Raw genomic sequence first — 23410 nt, forward strand, 5'->3', positions numbered from 1 at the left:
ATCAAGAAGGCACGTGGTCTAAACAAGAAGGTGATGAATCCTGAGCCCGAGCAGAGAAAGACGCTGAGTGACTTCTGTTACGTGCTTGAGGGGCAGGGTAGTCGGCCTCTCATGGAGTGGCTGGACGAGCAGGGTATGGATCAAGCTGATTGTGGGTTGGTCGCGGTGAATCACTCGCCGGGGACTTATGCTTTGTTCCATGACTCTGAGATCCATTATCGTGGCATCTTCTCTCCGAGAGATCCTGATGCGGTGCTATGCAGTAGTGTGCCCAGAGAGGTGAAGCCTGTGGCCTGGGTGTCTGTCAACGAGGAAGCCTTCAAAGCGCATTGCAAAAACCACGAAGCCTACTGGAAGTGGGTGAAGAATCGCAACGAACAGCGCTACCTCACCAATGCCCAGCATGATAAGGGCTATGACTCAAAGAATATGATGCACACGCTTCGCTTGTTAGATATGGCGGAGGAAATCGCGAAGGAGGGTGTGATTCGAGTCCGTCGCCCCAATCGTGAGTTTCTGCTCAACGTTCGTTCAGGTGCCTACGAGTACAACGAACTGTTGGCGATGGCCGAAGAAAAAATGCAGCGCATCAGTGAGGCCTACGCCAAGTGTTCTCTCCCTGAGGAAGTAGATCTTGCCAAAGCTGTCGAGCTTCTTGCTGAGATGAGGTCTGTATTTCAGAGGTAGTCTATCCAGTCAGGATATTTCTGATGATCGGTGTGATGCCTTTCACGAAGAACTCAACCGCAATGATCATGACGATGAGTCCCATTAGTCGCATCATGACGTTAATGCCGGTTCTGCCTAAAAGTTTCACGATCTTTGAGGAGCTGAAGAGGATGAGGTAGGTGCACAGGCTGACGATGAAGATGGCGCCGAAGAGGGTGAGCTGTTTGTTCAGTGAATCGGCTTCATTCATCAGTACGATGGCGTTGGTCAGGGCTCCCGGGCCACAAAGCATCGGGATTGCCAGTGGGGTGATGGAGATGTCATTGACGTAGGAGGCGACTTCGGACTCTTCAGTTTTGATGGATGCCAGTCGTGCATTGAGCATGTCCATGCCCATGATGAAGAAGATGACTCCTCCTACGACTCGGAAGCTGTCGATGGAGATGTCAAAGAATGCGAAGAGGAGGTTTCCTGCCAGGGCGAAGCTGCAGATGATGATGAATGCGGCAATGCAGGATTTCTTGGCAGTCCTGATGCGTTCTTTGGATTCTAGTTCGCTAGTCAGCCCCAGAAAAATCGGCATGGCGCCGATCGGGTTGATAAGGGTAAAAAAGGATGTGAAGGCCAGTAGACCGTAGGTGAGTAGATCATTCATGATGGATGATTATTGGGAGAGTTGGTCGAAGCTGAGGTCGAACTTGGCGAGGTACTTGCGGATGCGGTCGCCGTCATTGGTTGATTTGCGCTTTTCACGGGAGACGGAGAAGAGCTTGCGGCCGGCTTCGCTCAGGGACTTGCATTGACGGCAGGTCTCGATGACGTAGGCGAGTTGGGGGCGATCGAAGGGGTCGATCTCCGCGATGGCGTCTGTAGGCAAGTAATCAGAAAGTTTGGCTAGATGGTCGTCTTCCGATCCAGGTCTGAGCCAGCTTTGCTCGAGGCGTTCGCATTCTTGCTCCACTTCCTCGGTGCGGATTCTGCCGCGCGGAGCGAGAGTGGCCATGCGGGTGACGGCGGCATTGAGATCGCGGAAATTGCCACGCCAGCTACTCTTGGGAGATTTGGCGAAATCGAGGAAAGTCTGCTGGGCTTCCTTGTTGAAGGTGATGGTGTTGCCTGTTTTCTCTCGGTGCCGGCGTAGTTCGTAGTCGAGGTTGGGGGCAATGTCTTCTCGTCGTTCAGCAAGGCCGGGGAGCTGAAAGGTCCAGAGGTTGATGCGAGCCAATAGGTCTTCACGAAATCGTCCCTCCGCTACATCGGTCCGGAGATCGCGATTGGTTCCTGCGATGAGTTGGAAGCTGGACTTGACCGGAGTGTCCGAGCCCACGGGAAGCCACTTGCCTTCCTCGATGGCACGTAGGAGCACGGCTTGCTCGTCTGGGCCGAGTTCTCCAATTTCATCTAGGAAAAGAAGGCCTTTGTGGGCTTCACGTAAGAGTCCGGGGCGGTCTGAGGCGGCTCCAGTGAAGGAGCCTTTCTTATGACCGAAGAGGGTGCTCATAGCCATGTCGCCGCGCAGGGTAGCGCAGTTGACCTCGACAAAATTGCCGCTCAGTCCGCCGCGTTGTTGGCGAAGTTCGAAGATGCGGCTGGCTAGATGGCTCTTGCCCGCTCCAGTAGGACCAGTCAGAAGGATGGGGGCATCGGAGCGCAGGGCAACGAGTTCGATCTGGTCGATGAGGTAGTTGAATGCTTGGTTCTTTGTGTCGATGCCGGATTTGAGGAAGTCGCGAGCCTCGGCTTGTTCCTCGGCGAAGCGGGTGGCGAGCTTGTCGTATTTGGAGAGATCCAGATCGATGATCTGGTAGGTGCCTTGCGGCATGTCGTGGGTGCTGCGCCTGTTAGGCGGGCTCGTCTGGATGAGTTTGCCCGGGAGGTGGCGTGACTCGGCCAGTAGGAAAAGGCAGATCTGGGCCACGTGGGTGCCCGTGGTCATATGGATGAGAAGGTTTTGCTTCTCGGTGTCAAAGTGGTGACGGCCAGCAAAGCTGTGTAGACTGCCGAATACTTCTTCGAAGTCCCATGGGTCGTGTAGGTTGATCACCTCCGGGATGACGGTGGTCTCCGGGGAGATTTGTGCGATGTCCTCGGTGACGAGCTTGGCCAGCTTTTTGCTGTGGTTGTCGTGAATGAGAATCAGCTCATCGATGACCAGATCGTGCTGTTGACACAGAGCCACATTGGGTCGCCATTTGGTCCAGCGGTCGGAGTATTTTCTGTGATCAAGCTGGGTGCCTAAAAAGCTGATGGCGATATTTTTTTTCACGGCTGGCATGCTTGGTGTGGAGTTGTGTTGTGGGAGTGTGAATGAATATATAAAATTATCTATATGGATAATAAAGGATAAAATTCGGGTCGATTTATGTTATGTGTATTTTGGGGTGAATCATTTTTTGAGCGGAATAATCCTATATATAATAAGGGTTTGGAGGTTTTTGGGTGGGGTGGTCTTCCAAGGTTGGCACGGCGGGTGCAAATAGAGATGGCACAACAGCAAAACATTTCGTCTGCGGGCTGCGGTGATGGCAGAGGAGGATGCAAGGGCATCCAACCATTACCGCAGTGAGGACGAAGAAACCAGAAACAAGATCATGGCTAACAAATCATTATTTCAATCCCTGCGCGGATCCTTATTGCCGCGGACTGACACCGTAAATGGTGCAGGTGGTGTGGCCTACAAGTTGGGCGACGAAGCTGCCTTGGCACAGTATGTGGCAACAGGCTGCTTGAACGGAACCTTCTACTACAGTGCCGAAGATCAGCTGGAGAAGATCCTGGAGCTGGCTTCCAAAGTGGATGATCTGTTTCTGGCGAAGACTGCGGTCTATGCGAGAAAGCATGCTTACATGAAAGACACTCCAGCCATCCTGTGCGCGGTCTTGTCTGTGAGAAATGTGGAATTGCTGAAAGAGGTTTTCCCATTAGTGATCGATAACGGCAAGATGCTGAGAAACTTTGTGCAGATCATGCGCTCCGGTGTGGTGGGTAGAAAGTCCCTGGGTACTGCTTCCAAGAAGTTAGTGCAGAAGTGGCTGAATACCGCCAGCGACGACAAAATCATGGCAGCGTCCGTAGGTCAGAGCCCGTCTTTGGCAGATGTGATCAAGATGGTTCACGCCAAGCCAAGTGATAAGAGTCGTGAGGCCTATCTGGGTTATTTGATTGGCCGGGATGTCGAGTTCGATATCTTGCCTGAGAAGGTGAAGGCTTATGAGAGGTGGAAGAAATTCAGCTTCAGGCCTGTACCGGATGTTCCATTCCAGATGCTGACCGCCCACGAGTTGAGCTGCAAGCAGTGGAGGGGAATCGCAAACAATGCTCCATGGCATATGACCAGGATGAACCTGAATACTTTTCAGCGTCATGGTGTGCTTGAGTCCAAGGATCTGGTCGAGAAGATCGCGAAGCGTCTGGAGGACGCGGCTGAGGTGAAGAGAGCGAGAGTGTTCCCTTATCAGCTGATGGCCGCCTACATGAACGTGAACGATGAGATTCCGAACCGAATCAAGGATGCTCTGCAGAACGCTATGGAAGTAGCTCTGGAGAATGTGCCTGAGTTCACTGGCAATGTGGTGGTCTGTCCTGACTTGTCAGGCTCCATGCATAGCTCGGTGACCGGCTACAGAAAGGGCGCGACCAGTAAAGTGCGTTGTATCGACGTGGCGGCGCTGGTAGCAGCTGCGATCCTGAAGAAGAATCCAGACGCTACTGTCCTGCCATTCGCTGGAGATGTCTGCAATGTGAAGCTGAATCCACGGGACTCTATCATGACTAATGCCAAAATCTTGGCCAGTCAGCCAATGGGGGCGACTAACTGTAGTGCGCCGCTGAAGTGGCTGAACAAGAGGAAGAGCAAGGTTGATATGGTGGTTTACGTTTCAGATAACGAGTCCTGGTTGGATTCCAATCGATGGGGCTACGCAAACGGATACGCTACTGCGACCATGCAGGAGTGGGCCGAGCTGAAGCGCCGAAACAAGCATGTGAAGATGGCGTGTATCGACATTACCCCGCATGATGGAACTCAGGCCAAGTCCCGTGAGGATGTGCTGAACATCGGCGGCTTCTCGGACCATGTGTTCACTTTGTTGTCTCAGTTCTCGAAAGATGAATTGAGTGAAGGTCACTGGATCGATGTGATCAACAGTATCGAAATATCTAACAAATAATAATCTTAAAACTAGAAAGGAAATACTTATTGGCGAATGCCTTGAGGATTACATGGAGACCAGAGGATGTCGGTTCGAATCCGGCCTCAGTCATCGACTGGGTGGAGTGATGGCTGCTCGTTGGTGGATAATCTTCATACATGTTTTGTCGCCAATACTGACTAGAGACAAATTTACATCGAATGCCTGTGGAACTACATCCCTTCTGGAGGACGAGGTCGTGGGTTCGAATCCCACCCGGGCTCGCCAATAATATGGCCCGGTAGCTCAGTTCGGTAGAGCGCGTAAACGTTTCACATCTTTTGTCGATGTATCCATTTTCACCCCTGGCGAATGCCTTGAGGACTACATTTAATCTATTGGTCGTTGGTTCGAGTCCAACCACAGCTCAAGCTGTGTAGCTCAGTTAGGTAGAGCAGTAGCACGTCTTCATCAACCTTGTCGCCATTCCATTAATATTTCGCACCGAATGCCAGCGGAACTACATCATTCTGATTGACGTATTGTGGGTTCGAATCCCGCCCGGGAGCCCAGCGCTTCTCGGTAGTGTAAAAGGTAACACGCGAGCGAGTTTCACTAACCCTTGTCGGTGCACCCTATTTCCAAAATCTCGGCGAATGCCGGCAGGACTACATCAGGTTATAGCTGGTTCAAATCCAGCCCTGTGACGCGAGTTGCAGTGAAGCTCTTGCCAGATCTTGTCGCCACCTATTTAACTTTAAACCATAAACAGAAAAATGATTCACGTAACAGAAGAAGCAGTCGGGTTTATTCCTGCTAGAAATACATCACTCACTCCGATCACGGTGATCGGGACGGAGGCGATCCGAGACGGGTTTGACGGTACTTGTATCGCGCAGGCTCTGAACTCTAGGGAGGCTCCGGGAGTTTCCGAGCTAGTGCTTAACCCGGATGCCCATGCGGGCTACGGCGCGCCAGTGGGATGTGTGATGGTGTCACCGACGCATATTTATCCAGGACCAGTAGGTGTGGATATCAAGTGCTCCATGTCACTCCTGCAGACGGATGTGCATGAAGATGATATCCGTGACAAAACGGTCCGTAGAGAGCTGATTGAGGCGATCTGCGAGCGTACTCCGACAGGTGCGGGGAAGTCCCAGAGATCTGTGGCAAAAGGCCGTGTGATCACCGAAGAGCTGGGCCGCAAGATTTGCATCGAAGGTGCATCCGTGGAGGTCTGCGAGGCTCTGGGGATTCCGCCTGAGTGGGCGGAGCGATGTGAGGACAGCTCTCATCGTGGTCACGACCGTACTACGGAAGCATTGGCGAAGCGGCTTGAGGTACTTTTCGAGAACAACAAGTTCAAGGAAAGGTTCCCGGGCAAGATGCGCCAGCTGGGTACTTACGGTGGTGGAAACCATTTCGGCGAGGCCGAGATAGTGGATATCGTGAATACGCCTGAGGCGAAGCGTGCGGCGGAAGTCTTTGGGCTTAAGCAAGATCACGTGGCTTTCCTTTCTCACTGCGGGTCCCGTGGACTGGGTCATGACCTCGCGTCGAACCAGTTCAAGGTGTTAGAAAAGATGTTCGATACCTGGGGGACTCCGTATCCGGCTGACGACAAGAAGCTGGTCTACGCCCCGCTAGGGACGCAAGAGGCCAGCGACTACCTTGATGACATGGCCATCGCCGCGAACTTTGCGACGGTGAACCATATGCTCATCAACGCTCTGGTGTTAGAGGCCTTCCAGGAGGTGCTTCCGGGAACTATGGGGAACCTCGTGTACTTCATTTCCCATAACATCGCGCGGCATGAGAAGGTTCGGGACAAGTTCCAGTGGGTTCACCGTAAGGGAGCCACACGTGCCTTCCCGGCGGGTCACTTTGCGCTCAAGGAGACGCCTTTCTACGAGACGGGTCACCCGATTCTCCTACCGGGGAATCCGAGGGACGGTTCGATGGTGATGGCGGCTCTGCCTGGTGCTGAAAAGTCCTGCTACTCCGTGAATCACGGTGCAGGGAGAAGCATGGGGAGAAGGGCAGCCTTCCGAAATCTCGACCAGAAGACGGTGGATGCAGACTTCGAGGACTACGACATCTTGCATAACAGCCGTGCCTACCCGAGGGATGAAGCGCCGGATGCGTACAAGGACTTCCAGGAGGTGTTGGCATCGGTGGAAAAAGCCGGCCTGGCTCACGGAGTGGCGAGACTCAAGGCTCGTTTCGTGATCAAGGACGCCAGTAAAGCCGACGACTGAGTGTGTGTCGTCTATCAGGGGGGAGATTTCTAGAGTCTTCCCTCTGGTAATATAAACGATTCTAACAATATTTCTATAAGACAATGATTCAAATTAACGGACAAGACGGAGGCGGGCAGGTTTTGCGCTCGGCACTATCGCTTTCGATGGTGACGGGAGAGCCGTTCCGGATGGTGAATATCCGGGGCAAGCGGCCCAAGCCGGGACTGAAGCGTCAGCATCTGACCTGCGTGCAGGCGGCTGCGGCGATTTGTGATGCCGAGGTGGGGGGAGTGGAGATGAACTCGACATCCATCACCTTTACTCCGGGAGCAGTAAAGCACGGGGAGTATGCCTTCGCGATTGGCTCCGCGGGTAGCACGACGCTGGTATTCCAGACTCTTTTGCCTGCGCTCATGTTGGCGGATGGAGAGAGTGTGGTGAAGGTGGAAGGGGGGACTCATAATCCCATGGCTCCATCAGCTGATTTCATTAGCAAGGTGTTCCTGCCTGCCGCTGCGAAGTGGGGCGTGAATGCCGAGATGACTTGCGAGCGCGTGGGTTTTGCGCCTGCAGGTGGCGGGAGGGTTGTTTCCAGAATCAGACCTTCAATTCTAACACCTCATGATCTAACCGAGCGTGGAGAGATTCAGCGTAAAGAGATCACCTCCATGGTGGTGGGGATTTCCGGAGAAATCATGAAGCGTGAGGTGAAGGCCGCACAGAAGAAGCTGGTGTGGGAGGATGCTGAGATTGTGCTCGAACAGGTGAATGATGCCGACGGTACGGGGAATTGCTTCGCCGTGCACGTGGACTTCGCCAACCTGAGTGACCGTTTTACTGAGTACGGCTCCTATGGAGTATCTTCTGAACGAGTTGCTGGCAATGCGGCCAAGAATGTGAAGCGCCACCTCTCCAGTGAGGCTGCTGTGAGCGAGCATCTGGCGGATCAGCTTATCCTGCCGATGGCTCTGGCCGGGGCAGGCTCGTTTACGGTGCGTCGTCTAACCAATCACCTGAAGACTAATATCGCAGTCGTGCACAAGTTCCTCGATGTCCGTTTTGAGGTGGAGGAACTTGAGGGAGTGATCAGAGTGGGAGTGGCTTAGTCGAGCCACTCTTTTTTCCTGTTGCCTAACATCCAAAGGGTGTCGTCACGGTATGAGGTAAGGAGGAGAATGTTAGTGAAGTTGGCCACTTGTTGGTAGCCGAGGTAGGAATCTCCCCCGTGGTTACCTTTCTGGCCGTAGTAATAGGAGCCCTGGCGCCAGTTCTCTGGGGTGGAGAGGGCAAACATCCATTGATGGTAGCGCATGTGCTCTTCCCATTTCTGGTAGTGGGTGGCCTTGAGGCCGAAGGTGCCGTAGATGATACCCATGCTGGTCATGGCGTGGGCATCCGTGAATTCCTTGTAGTGGTCGCCAAGCCAAGTACCCATGTCTGTGAGTCTAGGGAGCCGAAGATTGCCGATACGCAATGCGCAGGCCAGGCTGCCTGTGCGGCCACCTCCCTGATGTCCTGAACGGGCACTGAAGTTGTAGCCGATGGCGTGGTTGCCAGCCGTGGCAGTATCCAGGCATTTCATGGAGAGGTCCCAGACTTCTTTATCGAGCTTACATCCGCAATGGGCGGCGAGTGCCCACATGAGGTGGGCATGAGTATTGATGATGACGAGGCCTTTGCCTTCATAGGGGAGATTGGTGCCACCGTGCCCGTAGCGTCCTGTAGGTGGGTCGATTCTGCTAGCCATGCGGTCGCAGCAGTCCTGAATGGCTTTGAGTACCGATTTATCTCCAGTGGCTAGATGGTATTCGGCGAGGAAAATGCCAACCTGGCAGACCATCCAGTTAGAGCCTTGGTCTGTCTGGAGTGTTTTTCTGTCAGGTGATTTTCCGCGCAGCTCGTATTTGTCGCTGAGAAATCTGGCAGTCTGTTTGGCCGCTCTAGCAGCTTTCTTGTCGTTGCTGGCGAGTAGCGCTAGACCTGAAAACGCAGTGCAGTAGTCGTTGCCAAAAGAGCCGTTGTCTTTCTGAAGCTCCATCAGGCGCTCGGAAGATGCTTCGATAATTTCTCTGGCAAAGCTGTCTTCGTGCGGGAAGGTGGTGGTGAAGTTGCTTCTCTTGGGGAGTTTGATTTCCAAGTCTACGACCTTGCCATCTTTTTTGAGCACCTTGAAGACGAGTTCCTTCTGTGAGGATGCCTGGGCTTCCAGGATAGCATTGCCGATCACTTCCGGAGGTCCGTAGCCGCCGGTGCTGTTGGCCCTCTGATACTCAGGGCATTTCTTGCCGTTCACCTCAACGATCTCGTCTCCGATGTCGAGTCCGGAGCGCTGGCCCGGCCCGCGCTTCATGAGTTCGACTACTACTGGGCGGCCTGAGCCCCACTTGATTCTGACAACGGCGCCGATTGGGCCGAGTGGCACATCATGGGTAGCTTCTCCCTTGGTATTTTGTAGTGAAGGAAAATAGTCACGCTGAGCTAGCGCGGTGGTAGGAAGGGTCATGCCTGCTGCGAGTACGGCACAGCAGGTGATTAAGCGTTTTGAAGAGAGCAAAGACATAGCGTGTATGATTTCTTCGTATAAAATAGGTCCACGTTACAAAAAAGCCGAATTTTTCGTAAATAAGTTATTATTAGAGGGAGAGCTGTGGTCCAGCCTGATAGATGGCAAGCTTTGGGACGGGTGAAAAAACGCTAATGGTTTGTCTTGTCACAGAGGATCTCAATGGAGAGATCGTCCAAGAAGATCGTGGTTTTTGTCCGGTTATCGATGGAGAGGGTGAGAGGCTCTCCATTGATATTGAACTCTTGGCCGACTTTGGATTCCACCATCACGTCGCTCGGCGTCAGAGCCATGTCCTCAGGATCATCAGGAAGGATGAAGTCAGCTTCAAAATTCATCCAATTCTGACCTTCCAATGGGATCATCACGTGCTTGGGTTCGTACTGAACCATTTCAGGGATAATGCTTTGAACAACGCGGAGAGCGAGCCTCAGTGATGCTGGCTCACTGGTGTCTTCTGCCATGACTTTGCCTCTGACACGGATATGGAGGCCTGGGCTTACCCGGAGCGGTGTGTCATCGGACATTCTGAGACGCTGGGTGAGATAGCTCTTGGGCTTGAGCATGGCCACGTTGGTGCCTGAGGGAGCGGTGATCTTGCCCTCGCTGAATCTGGAAATATCACAGATGCCAGCCCGGGTCGTCATGAAGAGATCTTGCCAGTCAATGAGCATGTAGCTGAAGGCGTCTTCATCTTCGGCTAGACTCGTGCTCTCGAAGTCTGCGTTTCTCAGTACGAGGTGAGGAGCCGTGGTGGAGGCACTGTTTTTCTGGTTGTTCCAGACCAGGTAGCACACGAGGGCGAGAATGAGGGTCAGAGTCAGAGCTCCAATGATGAGAATCCGTTTTTTGAAGTCTTTGGAATCGACTCTTTGAGGGGGGATCTCGATAGTTGTGCCTGTACTCGGATTGCCCACCTGGGTGACTTGACTTTCGCGCAGCACAAAGCGTGGCAGACCGTGCTTTCGTTCGAAGACAAAATGTCTCTTCTGAATGACTTCTACCCGGATAGGTTCCAGTAGTTGCTGCATGTCAGCGTGGAAGCCGATGCGGTCGGCGCAATAGTCCATGGCTTGTTCGTCATTGAGCAAGCGTTCCTCCAGCGCGCATTTTTCCTCCTCACTGAGCCGGTCCTCGATGAAGGCATCCACCAAATGCACCAAAGTGGCATCATTCTCAGGATCAGTGGAGGATGGTGTGTCTTGCGGCATGGTTAGGAAGAGAGCTGGTTCTGGATACACTTGCGCAGCGAGGTGCGGATGCGTTCCAGTTGTTTGTAGATAGCATCCATCGAGCGGTTCATGCGAGAGGCTATTTTGGCGAGAGCGTCAGCCTGGTCGGATTCGTAACGCGCCTGAATGATCTCGCGTTGCTTGTCTGAGAGAAGATCGAGGCAGTGCCTCATGGCATCGAGGCGAGTGGACAGTCTGTTGGCATTGCGCTGTTCGTGCTCGGCCACCTTCATGGAGAGCTTCTTGGTGATGTCCGGGGAGAGGGAGGTCTTAAGGTTCGGCTTGTTCTTTTTCAGCCAGCTTAGCCCTTTGAAGCGAGCGCAGGTAAAAGCAAGTCTTCGAAAATCCTCGATATCCCAGGATGGATCACGTTTCTTCCAGAGCACGATGCATGTTTCCTGCAGGCAATCCTCTACTGCGGCGGGATCTCTCACGATGGTAGAGAGGAAGGCCCGCAGTGACGGTTGAGCTGCAAGGTAGAGCTGGGTGAACTGTTTGACCTCGGCGTGTTTGGGGCCGAGTGAGTCTAGAGCTGCTTCACTCTGAGCGGCTTGCCAGAGAGCTGGGTGGGTAGAGACTTCACTATTCGGCGAGAATGGCGACTTGGTGTCGTCGCCGTTCGGCTCGCTGAGGTGAGTGGAGTCTTGGTTCATTGGTTTCAGTATACTAGCTCGTGGGAGGAATCATTTCCAAAAATGATACCGCCGCAGACTAGGAGGAGATGCGCTAGGACGACAAGTGCTCTCTACTCTAGGGTCTTGGGAAAAGGGAGGATGTGTTGGCTTGTGTCATAATCATGCCAATTTGCAGGAAATGCGAAAATAAATGTCAGAAGCGATCATCTTGAGAAATGTCTTAGTAGAATGGCTCATCTGCGCCTCTCATGGACTCACTCCAGAATCATTGTGGTCCAAGAGGAGGTGAGGTAGACTTACTTCCTAAGTAGATAGCCACCGATACAGAAGATTTAGCTTATGAGAAAATCGACGATAAAACAGAACTGGAAACGCCATTGTGCTGTCGCTGGGCTTGCTGCTCCCGTGGTAGTAGCGGGCATCGCCATAGCAGATGCCGGGAAGTCTGGTGAAAAGGGGGCCGGGAAGCCTCAGATTTTGGCGCAAAGTGAGGTCATCAAGGCCAAAGACGAGAAGCGTAGCAAGAGCTTTGAAGTGGACGTCACAGGTTTGCAGACTGTCATGCTTAAGGCTGAGGATGTGGATGGCAACAGCTATGACTGGATCAGCTGGTATGACCTGGCTTTCGTGACTGCTGACGGTAAAAAACTCGCGATCGGCGAGAAAGATATCAAGAGCCAGCAGCAGGGTTGGGGGAAATTAGGCGTCGATCAAGCTGCGGATGGCAAGTCTCCGCTTAAGGTTGAAGGCAAGCAGGTTAAAGGCTTTGGGGGACATGCTCCGTCCGTGATTACACTCAATGTGCCAGAGGGTGCCGTGAAGCTCATGGCCACGGGTGCTCTGGATGACGGTGGAGCACTGGCTTCTGATAAGGCATCGGTTAAGTTTAGGGTGATCAACTCCGATCTCGGATGGGTGCCTAGTGAGGCTCCTCAGATCGTGGATGTTTCCCGTTTCAGCGTACCTGAAGGACTGGAAGTCACTCTATGGGCGCAGTCTCCAATGCTCTACAATCCGACCAACATGGATGTCGACCACAAAGGGCGCATCTGGGTAGCTGAGGGTGTGAACTACCGTAGCAAGGGAGGACGCCGACCTGAGGGAGATAGAATCGTGGTGCTCGAAGATACGGATGGTGATGGTAAAGCTGATTCCAGTCACACCTTCTTGCAGGACCCTAGTCTGGAATGTCCTCTGGGTGTTGCTGTGTTTGACAATGTGGTGATTGTTCCTCAGCCGCCTCATCTTGTGAAATACACGGATGTGAACCGCGACCTGAAGTTTGACCCGAAGGTCGACAAAAAGGAAATCATGATGACTGGCTTTAATGCTGCCCAGCATGATCACTCCCTTCACTCAGTAACCGCTGGCCCTGACGGGAAGTGGTACTTCAACAATGGTAACTGCGGAGCGATCTTTACCGACAAGTCTGGTAAAACCTTCCGCATGAATGGTGTCTACCGCGGAGGTGGTGGCCGCTATTTCGTGGATCAGCACAAGCTTGGCGGTGCTGCCAGTGATGACGGCTATGTCTGGACTTCCGGTTTTGGTGTGAGGATGAACCCTGACGGCACCAATGTGGAGATCATGGGGCATGGTTACCGTAACAGCTATGAGCAGACCGTGAACTCCATGGGTGATGTTTTCCAAAATGATAACGATGACTACTCAGCGTGCCGTAACTCCTATGTGTTAGAGTACGGTAGTGCCGGTTACTTCACCTTGGACGGTCAGCGTACATGGCAGACGCAGCAGCGCCCTGGAGATCCGGTTTCTAGCGCTCACTGGAGACAAAAGGATCCAGGAACCTTCGAAGTCGGTCATGTCTACGCTCCCGGTTCACCGACCGGTGTGACGTACTATGAGAATGGGGCACTCGGTGAGAAGTGGTCTGGTACCTACCTTGCCAGTGACGCAGCGAGAAATGTGATCTTCGGGTTCAAGCCAAAGGCGAGAGGTGCAGGCTTCGAGCTTGATCCTATGGACTTCATTACCACGAATCTGGATAAGGCTTATGTAGGTGCTGACCACACCAGTAAATTACGCCAGCTAAAGGATGCCTCAGATGAGAAGGTGCTTTTCCGCCCATCTGATGTTTGTGTAGGACCTGATGGAGCCTTGTATGTAGCTGACTGGTACGACGGTCGTGTCGGTGGTCACGCTACCATTGATAACAGCTGCTCCGGAGCCATCTACCGTATCGCTCCTAAAGGCTTTAAACCGCAAGTCCCAGAGTTCGACCTGAATACCATTGAAGGGCAAATTACCGCGCTGGAAAGTCCTGCGGTGAATGTCCGTCATCTTGGTTTCTTGCGTCTGAAAGAAGGTGGTGAAAAATCTCTGCCTGCAGTCGAGAAGTTACTTGCTCACCCTAACAAGTGGGTGGCATCTCGTGCAATCTGGTTGCTGCCTTATCTGGGTAAAGATGGGCACGCGAAGTGTGAGACTTTGTTGAATTCGGATAATCCAGAAACACGGATGGTCGCCTATCGTGCCCTGCGTCGTGCTGGGGTAAACATTCTGCCTTACGCAGAGAAACTCGCCAGTGATCCTGATGCAGCGGTACGCCGTGATGTGGCCCTCTCCTTGCGTCCGTACACGGCGGATGAAAGCGCAAGCATCTTTGTGGCTCTCGCCAAAGCTTGCGATACTCAGGACAAAAACAGTGTCGAGGCCATCGGTCTTGGTGCGGTGAAGAAGGAAGATGCTGTCTGGAAGGCGATCAAGGCTGCCATGGTGTCAGGTGGCTCTGAGACCTGGAGTGATTCCTTTGCGAAACTAACCTGGCGTCTCTGGCCGGTTTCCGGCGTAGCAGATCTGAAGGCTCGTGCCTTGAGTAAAGAGCTGAGCAAAGAGCAGCGTATGCTGGCCGTGGAGACTCTCTCTTTCATCAACGATCGTGGTGCAGCGGATGCTCTGCTGGATGTCGCGGCTGCGGACAGCTCCGTGAAAGACTGGGCTGCTTTCTGGCTGCTTCGACGCGGTACTGGTGAGTGGGCTCATATGAAGCTCTCCAAGCAACTCAAGGAGCGTGGTATCTACGACCCTGAGAATATCAAACTGTCCCCAATCGTGGTGCCGGCTGCGACTCCTCAGGATAAACTCATCAAGGTGGAGGATGTGATGAAGCTGACTGGCGATAAAGCCAAGGGCGCTCAGACGATCATGCGCTGTGTGATGTGTCACAATATCAACGGAGCTGGTCCTGACTATGGTCCCGGTCTCAAAGGATGGGGCGCTACACAGGCCAAGGAGGCGATCGTCCGCAGCATCGTAGATCCTTCCGCAGACCTGGCTCATGGCTTCAAGGGACAAGAGATTACTCTGAAGGATGGCCAGAAGATTCACGGTCTGATCACGAGTGTGGCTGACCCACACATCATCACCTCTACAGGTGGCGTGACTCAGCTGGTGCCAAAGAACCGCATTAAGCAGGTAAAGTGGATGAAGCGCTCCCTAATGCTGTCAGCCGATCAGCTTGGTCTCTCCGCGCAGGATGTAGCGGACATCACAGCCTACCTCCAGAGCTGGAAGTAAGCGCTTTCCCAACTCAAACATTTACCAAGCAGAGGGTCACGAGACTCTCTGCTTTTTTATTTCTTGAGCGGCGGTAGTTGGCTGCGCTCGAACAGCAAGGAGCCAGCACCTGTGATGATCTGTAGCAGGCCGAAACCAAAGATCATGTAGAAGTTGGCGAGGTGGAAGGTGTCGACCTCCATCTTGCCAAGGCTCATGCTGACGAACCAAAAAGCCAGACCAAGCGCGAGAGTTAGGATGCTGAGGATGCGGATGGATTTAGGCACGAAGAGACGGATGGAGAAGAGCGATAGGGAGTAAAAGACGAGAAGTAGGGGGGAGGTAAACATAGCGGAATCCACATTTTCAGTGACGACAGAACTGGTAATAATTGCTCCAGAGAGCAGTGATGGTAGCATGGAGCGGAGGACGGTTTTAAAGCCGGGGCTGAGGATGTTCTGGTTCGTAGCGTTGGAGTAGCGACTGACAAAGACAACTAGCGCGATCAGCGTGAGGATAAGGACTATTGCCCAAGGAAGGAGCCATGCTGAGGGCGTGACTGTGATTGAGGCTATATCGTCAGTGATCAGGCGGTTGTAGTAGATAGAGGAAGCAGTGCCGATGACGACAGAGAAAAGACCACCCAGTAATAGGACGGGAGCAGTGACGCGGCTGTGTTGATCAGCTTGGCGCATGAGCCGGGTGGTGATGTCGATGTGTTCCATGAGCGAGACGTTAGGAAGAGCGGTGATGAAACACGAGCATGAAAAAAGCGCCCGGGATAACCCAAGGCGCTTTGGTGAAATCTACTTGGAAATGCTTCTGCTTAATCGTTGCTTGAGAGAGACATCAGGATCTGGATCACATACCAGAACAGCAGGGCGATGCTGGCGAAAAGGCTAAGTGATGCCGCCACGTACTGGTTAGAGCCGTAGTGATGGAGGACATCCGAAGTGTCCTTGAGAATGGCAACACAGGCAAATACGACCATGAAGGCGCAGAAGATGATTCCTAAATTAAAGCCAATGAAAATTGAGGCTACGATCAGGCCTAAGGCCACAAATCCACCGATCTTCAAGAACCCTCCGAGAAATGAGAAGTCTTTCTTGGTTGTGAAAGCAATGAAGGTCACGCCCAGTGTCATCGCGGCTGTGATAATTGCAGCTTGAGTAATGATCTCAGGAGCATAGGCGGTGGCAAAAAGCATGACTGGCAGGAACAGAACAGCATAGGCAGTGGAGAGTAGTGCCAAACCTGCATATTGTATGCCTTTGGATGTGCCGCTGTGTGCCCATTTCTGAGCGACCATTGAGGCCACCATGAATAGACCGATAACGATAAGCCAGCTGAACCCAGTGGTCATGGTTGTAGCGAGGGCTCTCATTGCTGGTATCTGCAGGAAAACGTACTCTAGCAGTGCGAAGAGGCCAATAGCTCCAGCAAGGTGCATGTATGTCTTCTTGATGAACTCAGAGCGAATGTCTACCGGCTGTGCAGCAACGCTGTATGGGGATGCGTAAGGATTGTCGTACATTGTTTTTGGTCTGTCTATTTTGTCGAAAAATAGGCTAGTTTCCGTTTCCAGCAACAGAAATCGGAAAAAATCGGTGTTAGGAGGTGTGGCTTAGAATGGCAGGCCTTTGCCGCCTTTGCCTCCACCCATGCCGCCAAGGCCGCCGAGAAGGTCTTTCATGTCTCCCATGCCGCCCATTTGCTTCATCATCTGTTTCATCTTGCCCTTGGAGCGCATCATCTTGCGCATCTCACCGAACTGCTTAAGCAGTCGGTTGACCTCAATGATGGTGGTGCCGGAACCTTTGGCGATACGCTTGCGGCGAGTGCCTTTGATGATTTCAGGGCGCTCGCGTTCTTTAGGAGTCATGGAGAGTACGATGGCCTCCATGTGCTTGAACTTGTCTGTGTTGAGGGCATCGGCAGGAAGCTGTTTTTTGAGCTTCTTCATGCCTGGAAGCATGCCGAGTAGTCCGTCAAGTGGCCCGAGATTTTTGATCATGGCCATCTGGTCGAGGAAGTCGTTGAAGTCGAACTTGCCTTCCTGCATCCGCTTGGCGGATTTCATGGCCTTCTCTTCGTCGATCTTGTCGGCTACTTGCTCGACCATGGAGACTACGTCACCCATGTCGAGGATGCGGCCCGCCATTCGCTCGGGGTGGAACTCGGAGAAATTCTCCAGTTTCTCACCTTCACCGATGTACTTGATCGGTTTGCCAGTGACACCACGCATGGATAGGGCGGCACCACCACGGGCATCACCATCCAGCTTGGTCAGGACGATACCGGTAATACCAACGGCTTCATCGAAATGATTGGCTACGGAGACTGCCTGTTGACCGGTGGCAGCGTCTGCTACGAGCAAGGTCTCTTTCGGATCGAGGAATTTGTGGAGATCCTTGAGTTCCTCAATGAGCTTTTCGTCGATTTCCTGACGACCGGCGGTATCGAAGATGAGAACGGTGCCGTTCTGGTCTTCAGCCCACTTGAGAGCGTCTTTAGCGACTTTGACGAGATTGGTTTCAGAAGCGTCTGGCTTGTAGACTGGGACATCAATCTGAGCACCGAGTGTGCCGAGCTGCTCGATCGCTGCCGGGCGGTAAAGGTCACAAGCGATGAGGAGAGGGCGTCTGCCTTCTTTCTTCAAGCGCATCGCGAGCTTGGCAGACGTGGTGGTCTTACCTGCACCGTTGAGACCGACCATCAGGATGCGCGCCGGCGGGTTCAGATCGAGAGGTACTTGGTCGCCACCCAGGAGTTCAGTCAGTTCGTCGTGGAAAATTTTGACGATCTGTTCACCTGGCTTGATGGACTTCATCACCGTCTCACCAAGGGCCTTTTCCTTCACCTTGTTGATGAAGTCTTTGGCGATAGAGAATTCCACGTCAGCTTCCAGCAAGGAGAGGCGCACCTCGCGCAGGGCGTCAGAGATGTTTTTCTCCGAGATCTTGCCGTGGCCACGGAGTTTCTTGAAGGTGTTCTCGAGAGAGTCTGAGAGTGAATTGAACATAAATTGTATAGGCGTTTGGTAAAATGGTCGGCGGGGAGAAATGCTAGTTGGAGCTCTTGTTCTCCGGATCTTGGGGGATGATTTCGTTTGATTTCTCTTGAATGGCTTGTGGGAGCGATGGGGCAGTCTTTGGCTGGTAGGCGGCTTCGCGGTTGATGACGAAGGTCCAGCGCATCGGCATTTCCATATCAGGCTTCTCCTGTAGTTTCCACTGCACAGAGACGTCGCAGGTGGGTTTGCGCAGACGACGGTTCACTTTCCAAGAGAATTTTTTCGTGGCGGGATCAAATTTGGCAGGAACCAGGCCAAAGCCTGACACTCTCATGACCAGTGACTCAGGGTCGAGACCCTCCACTTTAGAGAGGTCCGCACTGATGAGTGGAAGTCTATCTTCCGTGCTGCCCCCGGGAGCAGGTGTGACCGGATGCGGTGTCGTCTGGATGATGGCGCCAGCAGATCCCAGGGAGTTGCCGGTAGCCCGGAATGAGGTGGCGTACTCAAAAATGGAATCGTGCGTGCCCAGAATGATGTAGCGCGGGATCTCCATGTTGTTGGTGTCTTGTTTGACCTTGCCAGGCTTGACGGTGAACAGGTGCTTATAGCCGACCATCTCGGCAGTATCAAACATCTCTGGAGTGTGGAATCCACCGGGATAGGCGTAAGTAATGATCGGGGAGCCAAACTTGGCTTCGAGAAATTTCTTGGAGTCACCCATCTCCGCATTCAGGAATTTCTGGTATTCCTCCGGTCCTTTGCGCTGGGCCTTGCGTACGGTGGATGGGTAAGGGTGTGAGGTCGAGTGTGAGCCGACCGATGCCCCGTACTTCTGCATCTCGGCGATCATTTCACTGGTGAGCGCCTTGCCTCCTCCGTCGACATAGTTTTTGTAAAGGAAGAGGGTGAAGGGGAATTCGAACTCTTTCAGGATAGGATAGGCGTCTGTATAAACCGACTTCCAGCCATCATCGATGGTGATCAAGATAGAACGGTCGGGCAGAGTTTTCTTCCCCTGTTTCCAGGCGATGAAGTCCTCAAGCGTGATGACATTCAGGCCAAGGTCTTTGATGGCCTGCATTTGCAGCCGGAACTTGGCGGTAGGGATACGCATTTCTGTCGCTTTCTCCGTTGCAGAAAATTCATGGTAGCCGAGCACGGAGATCCGGGTGGCGTCCTCCGTTTCGTCTGAGACGGTAGGATCGGAGGTTTCGGGAGAAGCGGTGGCCGGAGCCGAAGAAGGGGTCGCGGGTGTCTCGGCCTGAGTCTCCGCAGGACCAGGGCTGGATGCAGAATCTTGTCCCAGCAGCGCCGAAAAGGGCAGTAGGGCAAGAAGTAAAGCTGTAGGGAAAAGTCTTTTCATGGGTGCGACGTAAGGAAGCATACGTGAGCTTCCCCATTTGAAAAGTCACTTATTAGCCAAGGTCGCGTGGGATAAAGACTTTGTTGGCATAGACTACGCAGAAGGCAAACATGGTGAAGGCAACGGCGATACCTCCTATGAAGAGGTAGTGACGTACCTTTTTGGAGGGGTTTCTTTTGCCTACGGCGCAGATATAAAATTCAAGCAAGGGGCCAAAGAAGTAGAGAAAGTTCCCCACGAGTGCACAGGATACTGCCCCTCGGATGAGATCCATTTCGGTGAGATGGAGTCGATTCGCGGCGTAGATGAGGATGCCGATGCCGGGAAAAAGTAGAATCAGGTTGAACCAGACACGAAGTTTCTCCCAGGAGGTGACCACAATATTGATCGGGGTCAGAGAAAAGTCTGGTTGGAGGTCGGCCTCTGAATAGTACTGGGGTGCTGTGTATGGATTCGGTTGGCTCATGATGTGGGTGATGCTTATCTGGAGAACTAAGTTATTTCTACACATGATGGTGCTTGTCTTGCAAGGGGGGAGGAATAAGCTGCGTAGGTCTGCTGAGGGATGACACCGTTTCTAAGAAAATTTTTGGGATTAAATTGGCCGCTTGTACTGATTATGTTCGGGCTGCTGATCTATGGTGTCTATGGCATTGAGAGTGCTGCTCGGCACCTTTCCGTGGGCGGCGAGGATATTGCCAATAGACAGCGTAACTGGATTTTTGTCGGGGCTGCTGTGTATTTTGTGACCGCATTGATCGACTATCGTTGGATAAAATATCTCGCGATACCTATGTATTTGGTGGGTTTAGGTCTGATGGGAGCTGCATTAGCTGTGGGGAATGAGGTTCACCAGCTGAATCTGGGGGGGCTTAATTTCCAGCCGGCCCAGTTTATGATCGTAGCCGGCTTTATCATGCTTGCCAGCATGCTTCAGGAGTTGCCGAAGTGGCACCCTTTGCTTGGACTCCCTATCGTGAAGGTAGCGGTGATCGGAATATTTTCAGTGGTTCCCTTTGCTATGGTGGCGATGATGGGTGATATGGGATCCGCGCTCGTATGGCTCCCCGTGGTGGGAGTGATCATGCTCGTGGGTGGGGTTCCTTTCAGGTATCTGACTTTCATGGTGTTGATCGGTCTGGCGGCTGTTCCTCCTTTGTTTTTTATCGTGCTGCCCAAGCAGAGTGAGCGTGGTACAGCGCGTATCGAGTTGTACCTGGACATGCTCAATAATCGTGAGGTGGATATCTCTGGTGATGCCTACGCTCCGCACTATGTCTCCATGGCGGTGGGCAAGGCTGGTTGGAAGGGTACGGGCTGGAATGCGGGAGAAGATAAAGGCTCACTGCACGCCAAGCGCTACATTCCTTGGAAGACAGCGCACAACGACTTTATTTTCGCCGTGCTCGGTGAGGAGCAGGGCTTTCGTGGAAGCCTGTTGCTAGTGACTGCCTTTGGGGTGATGCTGATTCTCTGTTTGTTTATCGGTTTTTATAGCCGGGATCTGAGTGGTCAGGTTTTGGTGGCCTCCGTGGTGGCTTTGTTTTTCGCGCACATCTTTGAGAACATCGGTATGTGCATTTTGCTGACACCAATCACAGGGATTCCGCTCCCGCTGATCTCCTACTCTGGAACCTTCGTGGTGATGTGTATGTTTATGCTGGGGCTTGTGCAGAGTGTCTGGGTGCACCGCAAGATTCAGACGGAGGTGGATGAAGATGAGCAGGTCACCTTGTCCAAGAGGGGGAGTAAGCCGGTAGTCGGTAAGATACGTGGGGCGGAGCGCAGCAACCCGAATGAGGGTGTGCAACGCGGTGAGGCGAAGTAGGAGTTTTTATTAGATCATGGATAGACTGGATAAATTTATCGCGACGCACTCTGAGGCGACGCGTTCACTGGCCAAAATGGCAATTAAGGCCGGACGGGTCTTGGTGAATGGTGAGGTTGTCAGAGATCAAGGCAAGAAGGTCTCTGAGCAAGATGAGGTGGAAGTAAATGGTGTGGTGATCACGAAGAGTGGCGATGTTTATCTCGCCCTCTATAAACCGGTGGATGTCGTTTGTGCGACCAAGGACGAGGAGTTTGAGACAGTGATCGATCTGGTGGATGGATTCACGCATAAGGATCTGCATATTGCCGGACGCTTGGACAAGGATACCACGGGATTGGTGCTGCTTACCAGTGACGGTCAATGGAGCCATCGCGTGACTTCTCCCAAGCATGCCTGCGAAAAGGTCTACCGCTTTGAGACGGCCGATCCTATTGATGAAGACTATGTGGAGCAGTTTGCCAAAGGTATCATGCTCCGAGGTGAAGATAAGGCGACTCTTCCAGCAAAGCTGAAAATACTCGGCGAGAGGGAGGGCTTACTCACATTGACTGAAGGCAAGTATCACCAGGTGAAGCGCATGTTCGGTGCGATGGGGAACAAGGTGGAGAGTTTACACCGTGAAAGCGTAGGCGGGATTGGACTCCGTGACTTGGAGCCAGGTGAGTTCTATGAACTCAGCGAGGACGAAATCTCCCGGTTCTAACAAAGGCTTAATCCAGTCCCTGAGTCATGGCCTCAAGCCTCTTGTTTTGCTCGTCCAAGAGAAATTCGGAGCGTTTGAAGTCGATGAGGGTGGTGAGCTTCTTTGCCTCCTCGCGTGAGCGTTCGTCAATTTCGAGGACCATTTTTCCCATTTCCACTCCGGGAATCTCCTCTACGAGTGCAGGATTGGAAATGCGTAGGATGATGTCACGGAACTTCCACCATTTCTTGCGGAACTCCACATGCTCGATCTCTGAATAAGGAAGCTTGATGTTCTGGACCTCTTGGTTGCCTCCACGGAAGACGTTGCCTTTGATCCGCCAGTCTAAATCTACATGGTCAGGCATGAATCTGATTTTGCCTTCGACATGGTTTTTTCCGAGATGGTCCGTGGCGGGGATATGGAACTGGATGGAGACTGGATCAATACTGAACATCGTAGTGAAACTAGGCTATAGAGGGTGAAATGAGGATGATAATTATTCGCGATTTTTGGAATCCATGAAGATGGTCACGGGGCCGTCGTTGATAAGGGCGACTTTCATGTCAGCACCGAACTCGCCAGCCTGGCAGGGTTTGCCGATCTGGGCGGTCATTGCCGCGAGGAATTCCTCATAGAGTGGAATGGCCTGTTCGGGGCGGGCCGCTCTGATGAACGATGGGCGGTTTCCTTTTTTGGTGGCGGCATGGAGGGTGAACTGGGATACCACGAGTACTTCGCCATCAATGTCAGTCAGCGAGAGATTCATGAGGTCGGCATCGTCCGCAAAGATACGCATTTTGCCGATTTTACCGGCGAGCCAGAGAGCGTCTTCTGGCGTGTCCGCTTCTTCGATTCCCAGGAGGATGAGAAATCCACGGTTGATGGAGGCGGTGACTTGTTGGTTGATAGTGACTGAGGCTTCAGAGACGCGCTGAATGATGACTCTCATGATGGTTAATTAAGAAAAGGATCTTCTGGTGTGAGGGAGACGACTTGGTGGTAGGAAGATAGGTGGGAGAGCACGTAACTCCAGAGCGAATTGTCCTGAGTTTTATCCATGAGGTCTCTTGGAGGTGCAGCGGTAAACCAAGACTCGCTATCCAGCTCGCCGGCCAGTTGACCTTTGCTCCAGGCTGAGTGGCCTACGAAGGCTCTCAGGTAGGAGTCGCCCGTGTGGTGGAGGATGATGGCATCCTCGGCGCTGACCTCTGTATCGAGCACGAGTTTGCTGCCTTCCCAGCTGAAACTGACGAAGTGGAGTTGCTGGTCCTGGACCGGGCCGCCATAGTAGACGGGAATATCTTTGAGGGGCTTGAGTTCCTTTGCGTCCACCAGATCTCCGACGTTGCGCCCTGTGTGGTGGTTCAGGATGAAGCCTGCTGAACCTCTCTCTCTGTCGTGCTCAAACATGTAGACCACGCTCTTATTGAAAATGCCGTCCCTCAGAGCTGGATCAGCCAGAAGGAGATTGCCAACGATCTTAGGGAGAGGAATGCTGATGGGTGGTCTTAACATGGTTGCTGCCCTGAG

20 protein-coding genes and 1 tRNA gene are annotated in these 23410 nt (G+C 52.9%); 8 read left to right on the forward strand and 13 right to left on the reverse strand.

Going from position 1 to position 23410, the window contains the following annotated elements; translation table 11 throughout:
- The first annotated feature begins 33 nt into the window (after window positions 1-33).
- Window positions 34-687, forward strand: coding sequence for a hypothetical protein (locus tag BUB27_RS10870; RefSeq protein WP_143183876.1), 654 nt, complete (start codon window positions 34-36; stop codon window positions 685-687).
- A 1-nt stretch (window position 688) separates the two neighbouring features.
- On the opposite strand, the gene BUB27_RS10875 is transcribed toward BUB27_RS10870, so the two are convergent.
- Window positions 689-1324 carry a MarC family protein gene (locus tag BUB27_RS10875; RefSeq protein WP_143183877.1) on the reverse strand — a complete coding sequence of 212 codons (636 nt, stop codon included), beginning with the start codon at window positions 1322-1324 and terminating at the stop codon, window positions 689-691.
- 9 nt (window positions 1325-1333) lie between these two features.
- The gene (rtcR, locus tag BUB27_RS10880) at window positions 1334-2944 is read right to left on the reverse strand and encodes an RNA repair transcriptional activator RtcR (RefSeq protein WP_327289684.1); all 1611 of its coding nucleotides are present in this window, start codon (window positions 2942-2944) and stop codon (window positions 1334-1336) included.
- 247 nt (window positions 2945-3191) lie between these two features.
- Here rtcR and BUB27_RS10885 point away from each other — a divergent pair, with 247 nt between their 5' ends.
- The 4 genes from BUB27_RS10885 (at window position 3192) to rtcA (ending at window position 8145) form a co-directional block, all read left to right on the forward strand.
- Window positions 3192-4838, forward strand: coding sequence for a vWA domain-containing protein (locus tag BUB27_RS10885; RefSeq protein WP_234991736.1), 1647 nt, complete (start codon window positions 3192-3194; stop codon window positions 4836-4838).
- Window positions 4839-5235: 397 nt separating this feature from the next.
- Window positions 5236-5371: transfer RNA gene (locus tag BUB27_RS18910), tRNA-OTHER, on the forward strand.
- Between the two features lie 204 nt (window positions 5372-5575).
- A complete protein-coding gene (locus BUB27_RS10890; RefSeq protein ID WP_143183878.1) occupies window positions 5576-7057 on the forward strand; it encodes an RtcB family protein in 1482 nt (493 codons plus the stop codon).
- 83 nt (window positions 7058-7140) lie between these two features.
- Entirely contained in the window at window positions 7141-8145 is a 1005-nt protein-coding gene (gene rtcA, locus BUB27_RS10895; RefSeq protein ID WP_143183879.1) for an RNA 3'-terminal phosphate cyclase, read from the forward strand.
- On the opposite strand, the gene BUB27_RS10900 is transcribed toward rtcA, so the two are convergent.
- From BUB27_RS10900 to BUB27_RS10910, 3 genes are all read right to left on the reverse strand, one after another.
- Complete coding sequence (locus tag BUB27_RS10900) at window positions 8142-9599, reverse strand: DUF6288 domain-containing protein (protein ID WP_143183880.1); 1458 nt, start codon at window positions 9597-9599, stop codon at window positions 8142-8144. The two genes, rtcA and BUB27_RS10900, sit on opposite strands and share 4 nt — an antisense overlap.
- 134 nt (window positions 9600-9733) lie before the next feature.
- Window positions 9734-10813, reverse strand: a complete 1080-nt coding sequence (locus tag BUB27_RS10905) for a hypothetical protein (protein ID WP_143183881.1) — start codon at window positions 10811-10813, stop codon at window positions 9734-9736.
- A 2-nt stretch (window positions 10814-10815) separates the two neighbouring features.
- On the reverse strand, window positions 10816-11487 hold the full coding sequence (locus BUB27_RS10910) for a sigma-70 family RNA polymerase sigma factor (protein ID WP_143183882.1): 672 nt from the start codon (window positions 11485-11487) through the stop codon (window positions 10816-10818).
- 321 nt (window positions 11488-11808) lie between these two features.
- Between BUB27_RS10910 and BUB27_RS10915 the strand changes: the two genes are divergently transcribed.
- Entirely contained in the window at window positions 11809-15006 is a 3198-nt protein-coding gene (locus tag BUB27_RS10915; RefSeq protein ID WP_143183883.1) for a PVC-type heme-binding CxxCH protein, read from the forward strand.
- A 56-nt stretch (window positions 15007-15062) separates the two neighbouring features.
- On the opposite strand, the gene BUB27_RS10920 is transcribed toward BUB27_RS10915, so the two are convergent.
- The 5 genes from BUB27_RS10920 to BUB27_RS10940 all read right to left on the reverse strand — a co-directional run bounded on the left by BUB27_RS10920 (window position 15063) and on the right by BUB27_RS10940 (window position 19830).
- Entirely contained in the window at window positions 15063-15710 is a 648-nt protein-coding gene (locus BUB27_RS10920) for a hypothetical protein (RefSeq protein WP_143183884.1), read from the reverse strand.
- 101 nt (window positions 15711-15811) lie between these two features.
- A complete protein-coding gene (locus BUB27_RS10925) occupies window positions 15812-16519 on the reverse strand; it encodes a Bax inhibitor-1/YccA family protein (RefSeq protein ID WP_143183885.1) in 708 nt (235 codons plus the stop codon).
- 90 nt (window positions 16520-16609) lie between these two features.
- Entirely contained in the window at window positions 16610-18007 is a 1398-nt protein-coding gene (gene ffh, locus BUB27_RS10930; RefSeq protein WP_143183886.1) for a signal recognition particle protein, read from the reverse strand.
- A 43-nt stretch (window positions 18008-18050) separates the two neighbouring features.
- Window positions 18051-19364 (reverse strand): polysaccharide deacetylase family protein, encoded by a 1314-nt coding sequence (locus BUB27_RS10935; protein ID WP_159434918.1) that lies wholly within the window; start codon window positions 19362-19364, stop codon window positions 18051-18053.
- A gap of 52 nt (window positions 19365-19416) precedes the next feature.
- Window positions 19417-19830 carry a hypothetical protein gene (locus tag BUB27_RS10940; protein WP_143183888.1) on the reverse strand — a complete coding sequence of 138 codons (414 nt, stop codon included), beginning with the start codon at window positions 19828-19830 and terminating at the stop codon, window positions 19417-19419.
- Window positions 19831-19983: 153 nt separating this feature from the next.
- Here BUB27_RS10940 and BUB27_RS10945 point away from each other — a divergent pair, with 153 nt between their 5' ends.
- Together BUB27_RS10945 and BUB27_RS10950 are read left to right on the forward strand one after the other, a co-directional pair.
- Window positions 19984-21192, forward strand: coding sequence for an FtsW/RodA/SpoVE family cell cycle protein (locus BUB27_RS10945; protein WP_234991737.1), 1209 nt, complete (start codon window positions 19984-19986; stop codon window positions 21190-21192).
- A 16-nt stretch (window positions 21193-21208) separates the two neighbouring features.
- Complete coding sequence (locus BUB27_RS10950; RefSeq protein WP_143183890.1) at window positions 21209-21898, forward strand: pseudouridine synthase; 690 nt, start codon at window positions 21209-21211, stop codon at window positions 21896-21898.
- Window positions 21899-21905: 7 nt separating this feature from the next.
- Here BUB27_RS10950 and BUB27_RS10955 read toward each other — a convergent pair whose 3' ends face one another.
- The 3 genes from BUB27_RS10955 to BUB27_RS10965 are packed head-to-tail and all read right to left on the reverse strand — an operon-like array spanning window position 21906 to window position 23395.
- Window positions 21906-22334 (reverse strand): hypothetical protein, encoded by a 429-nt coding sequence (locus tag BUB27_RS10955; RefSeq protein WP_143183891.1) that lies wholly within the window; start codon window positions 22332-22334, stop codon window positions 21906-21908.
- A gap of 42 nt (window positions 22335-22376) precedes the next feature.
- Complete coding sequence (gene dtd, locus BUB27_RS10960; protein WP_143183892.1) at window positions 22377-22829, reverse strand: D-aminoacyl-tRNA deacylase; 453 nt, start codon at window positions 22827-22829, stop codon at window positions 22377-22379.
- 5 nt (window positions 22830-22834) lie between these two features.
- The gene (locus tag BUB27_RS10965) at window positions 22835-23395 is read right to left on the reverse strand and encodes a YqgE/AlgH family protein (RefSeq protein ID WP_143183893.1); all 561 of its coding nucleotides are present in this window, start codon (window positions 23393-23395) and stop codon (window positions 22835-22837) included.
- Window positions 23396-23410: the final 15 nt, after the last annotated feature.

It is taken from the genome of Rubritalea squalenifaciens DSM 18772, assembly GCF_900141815.1.
GTDB classification, from domain to species: Bacteria; Verrucomicrobiota; Verrucomicrobiia; order Verrucomicrobiales; family Akkermansiaceae; genus Rubritalea; species Rubritalea squalenifaciens.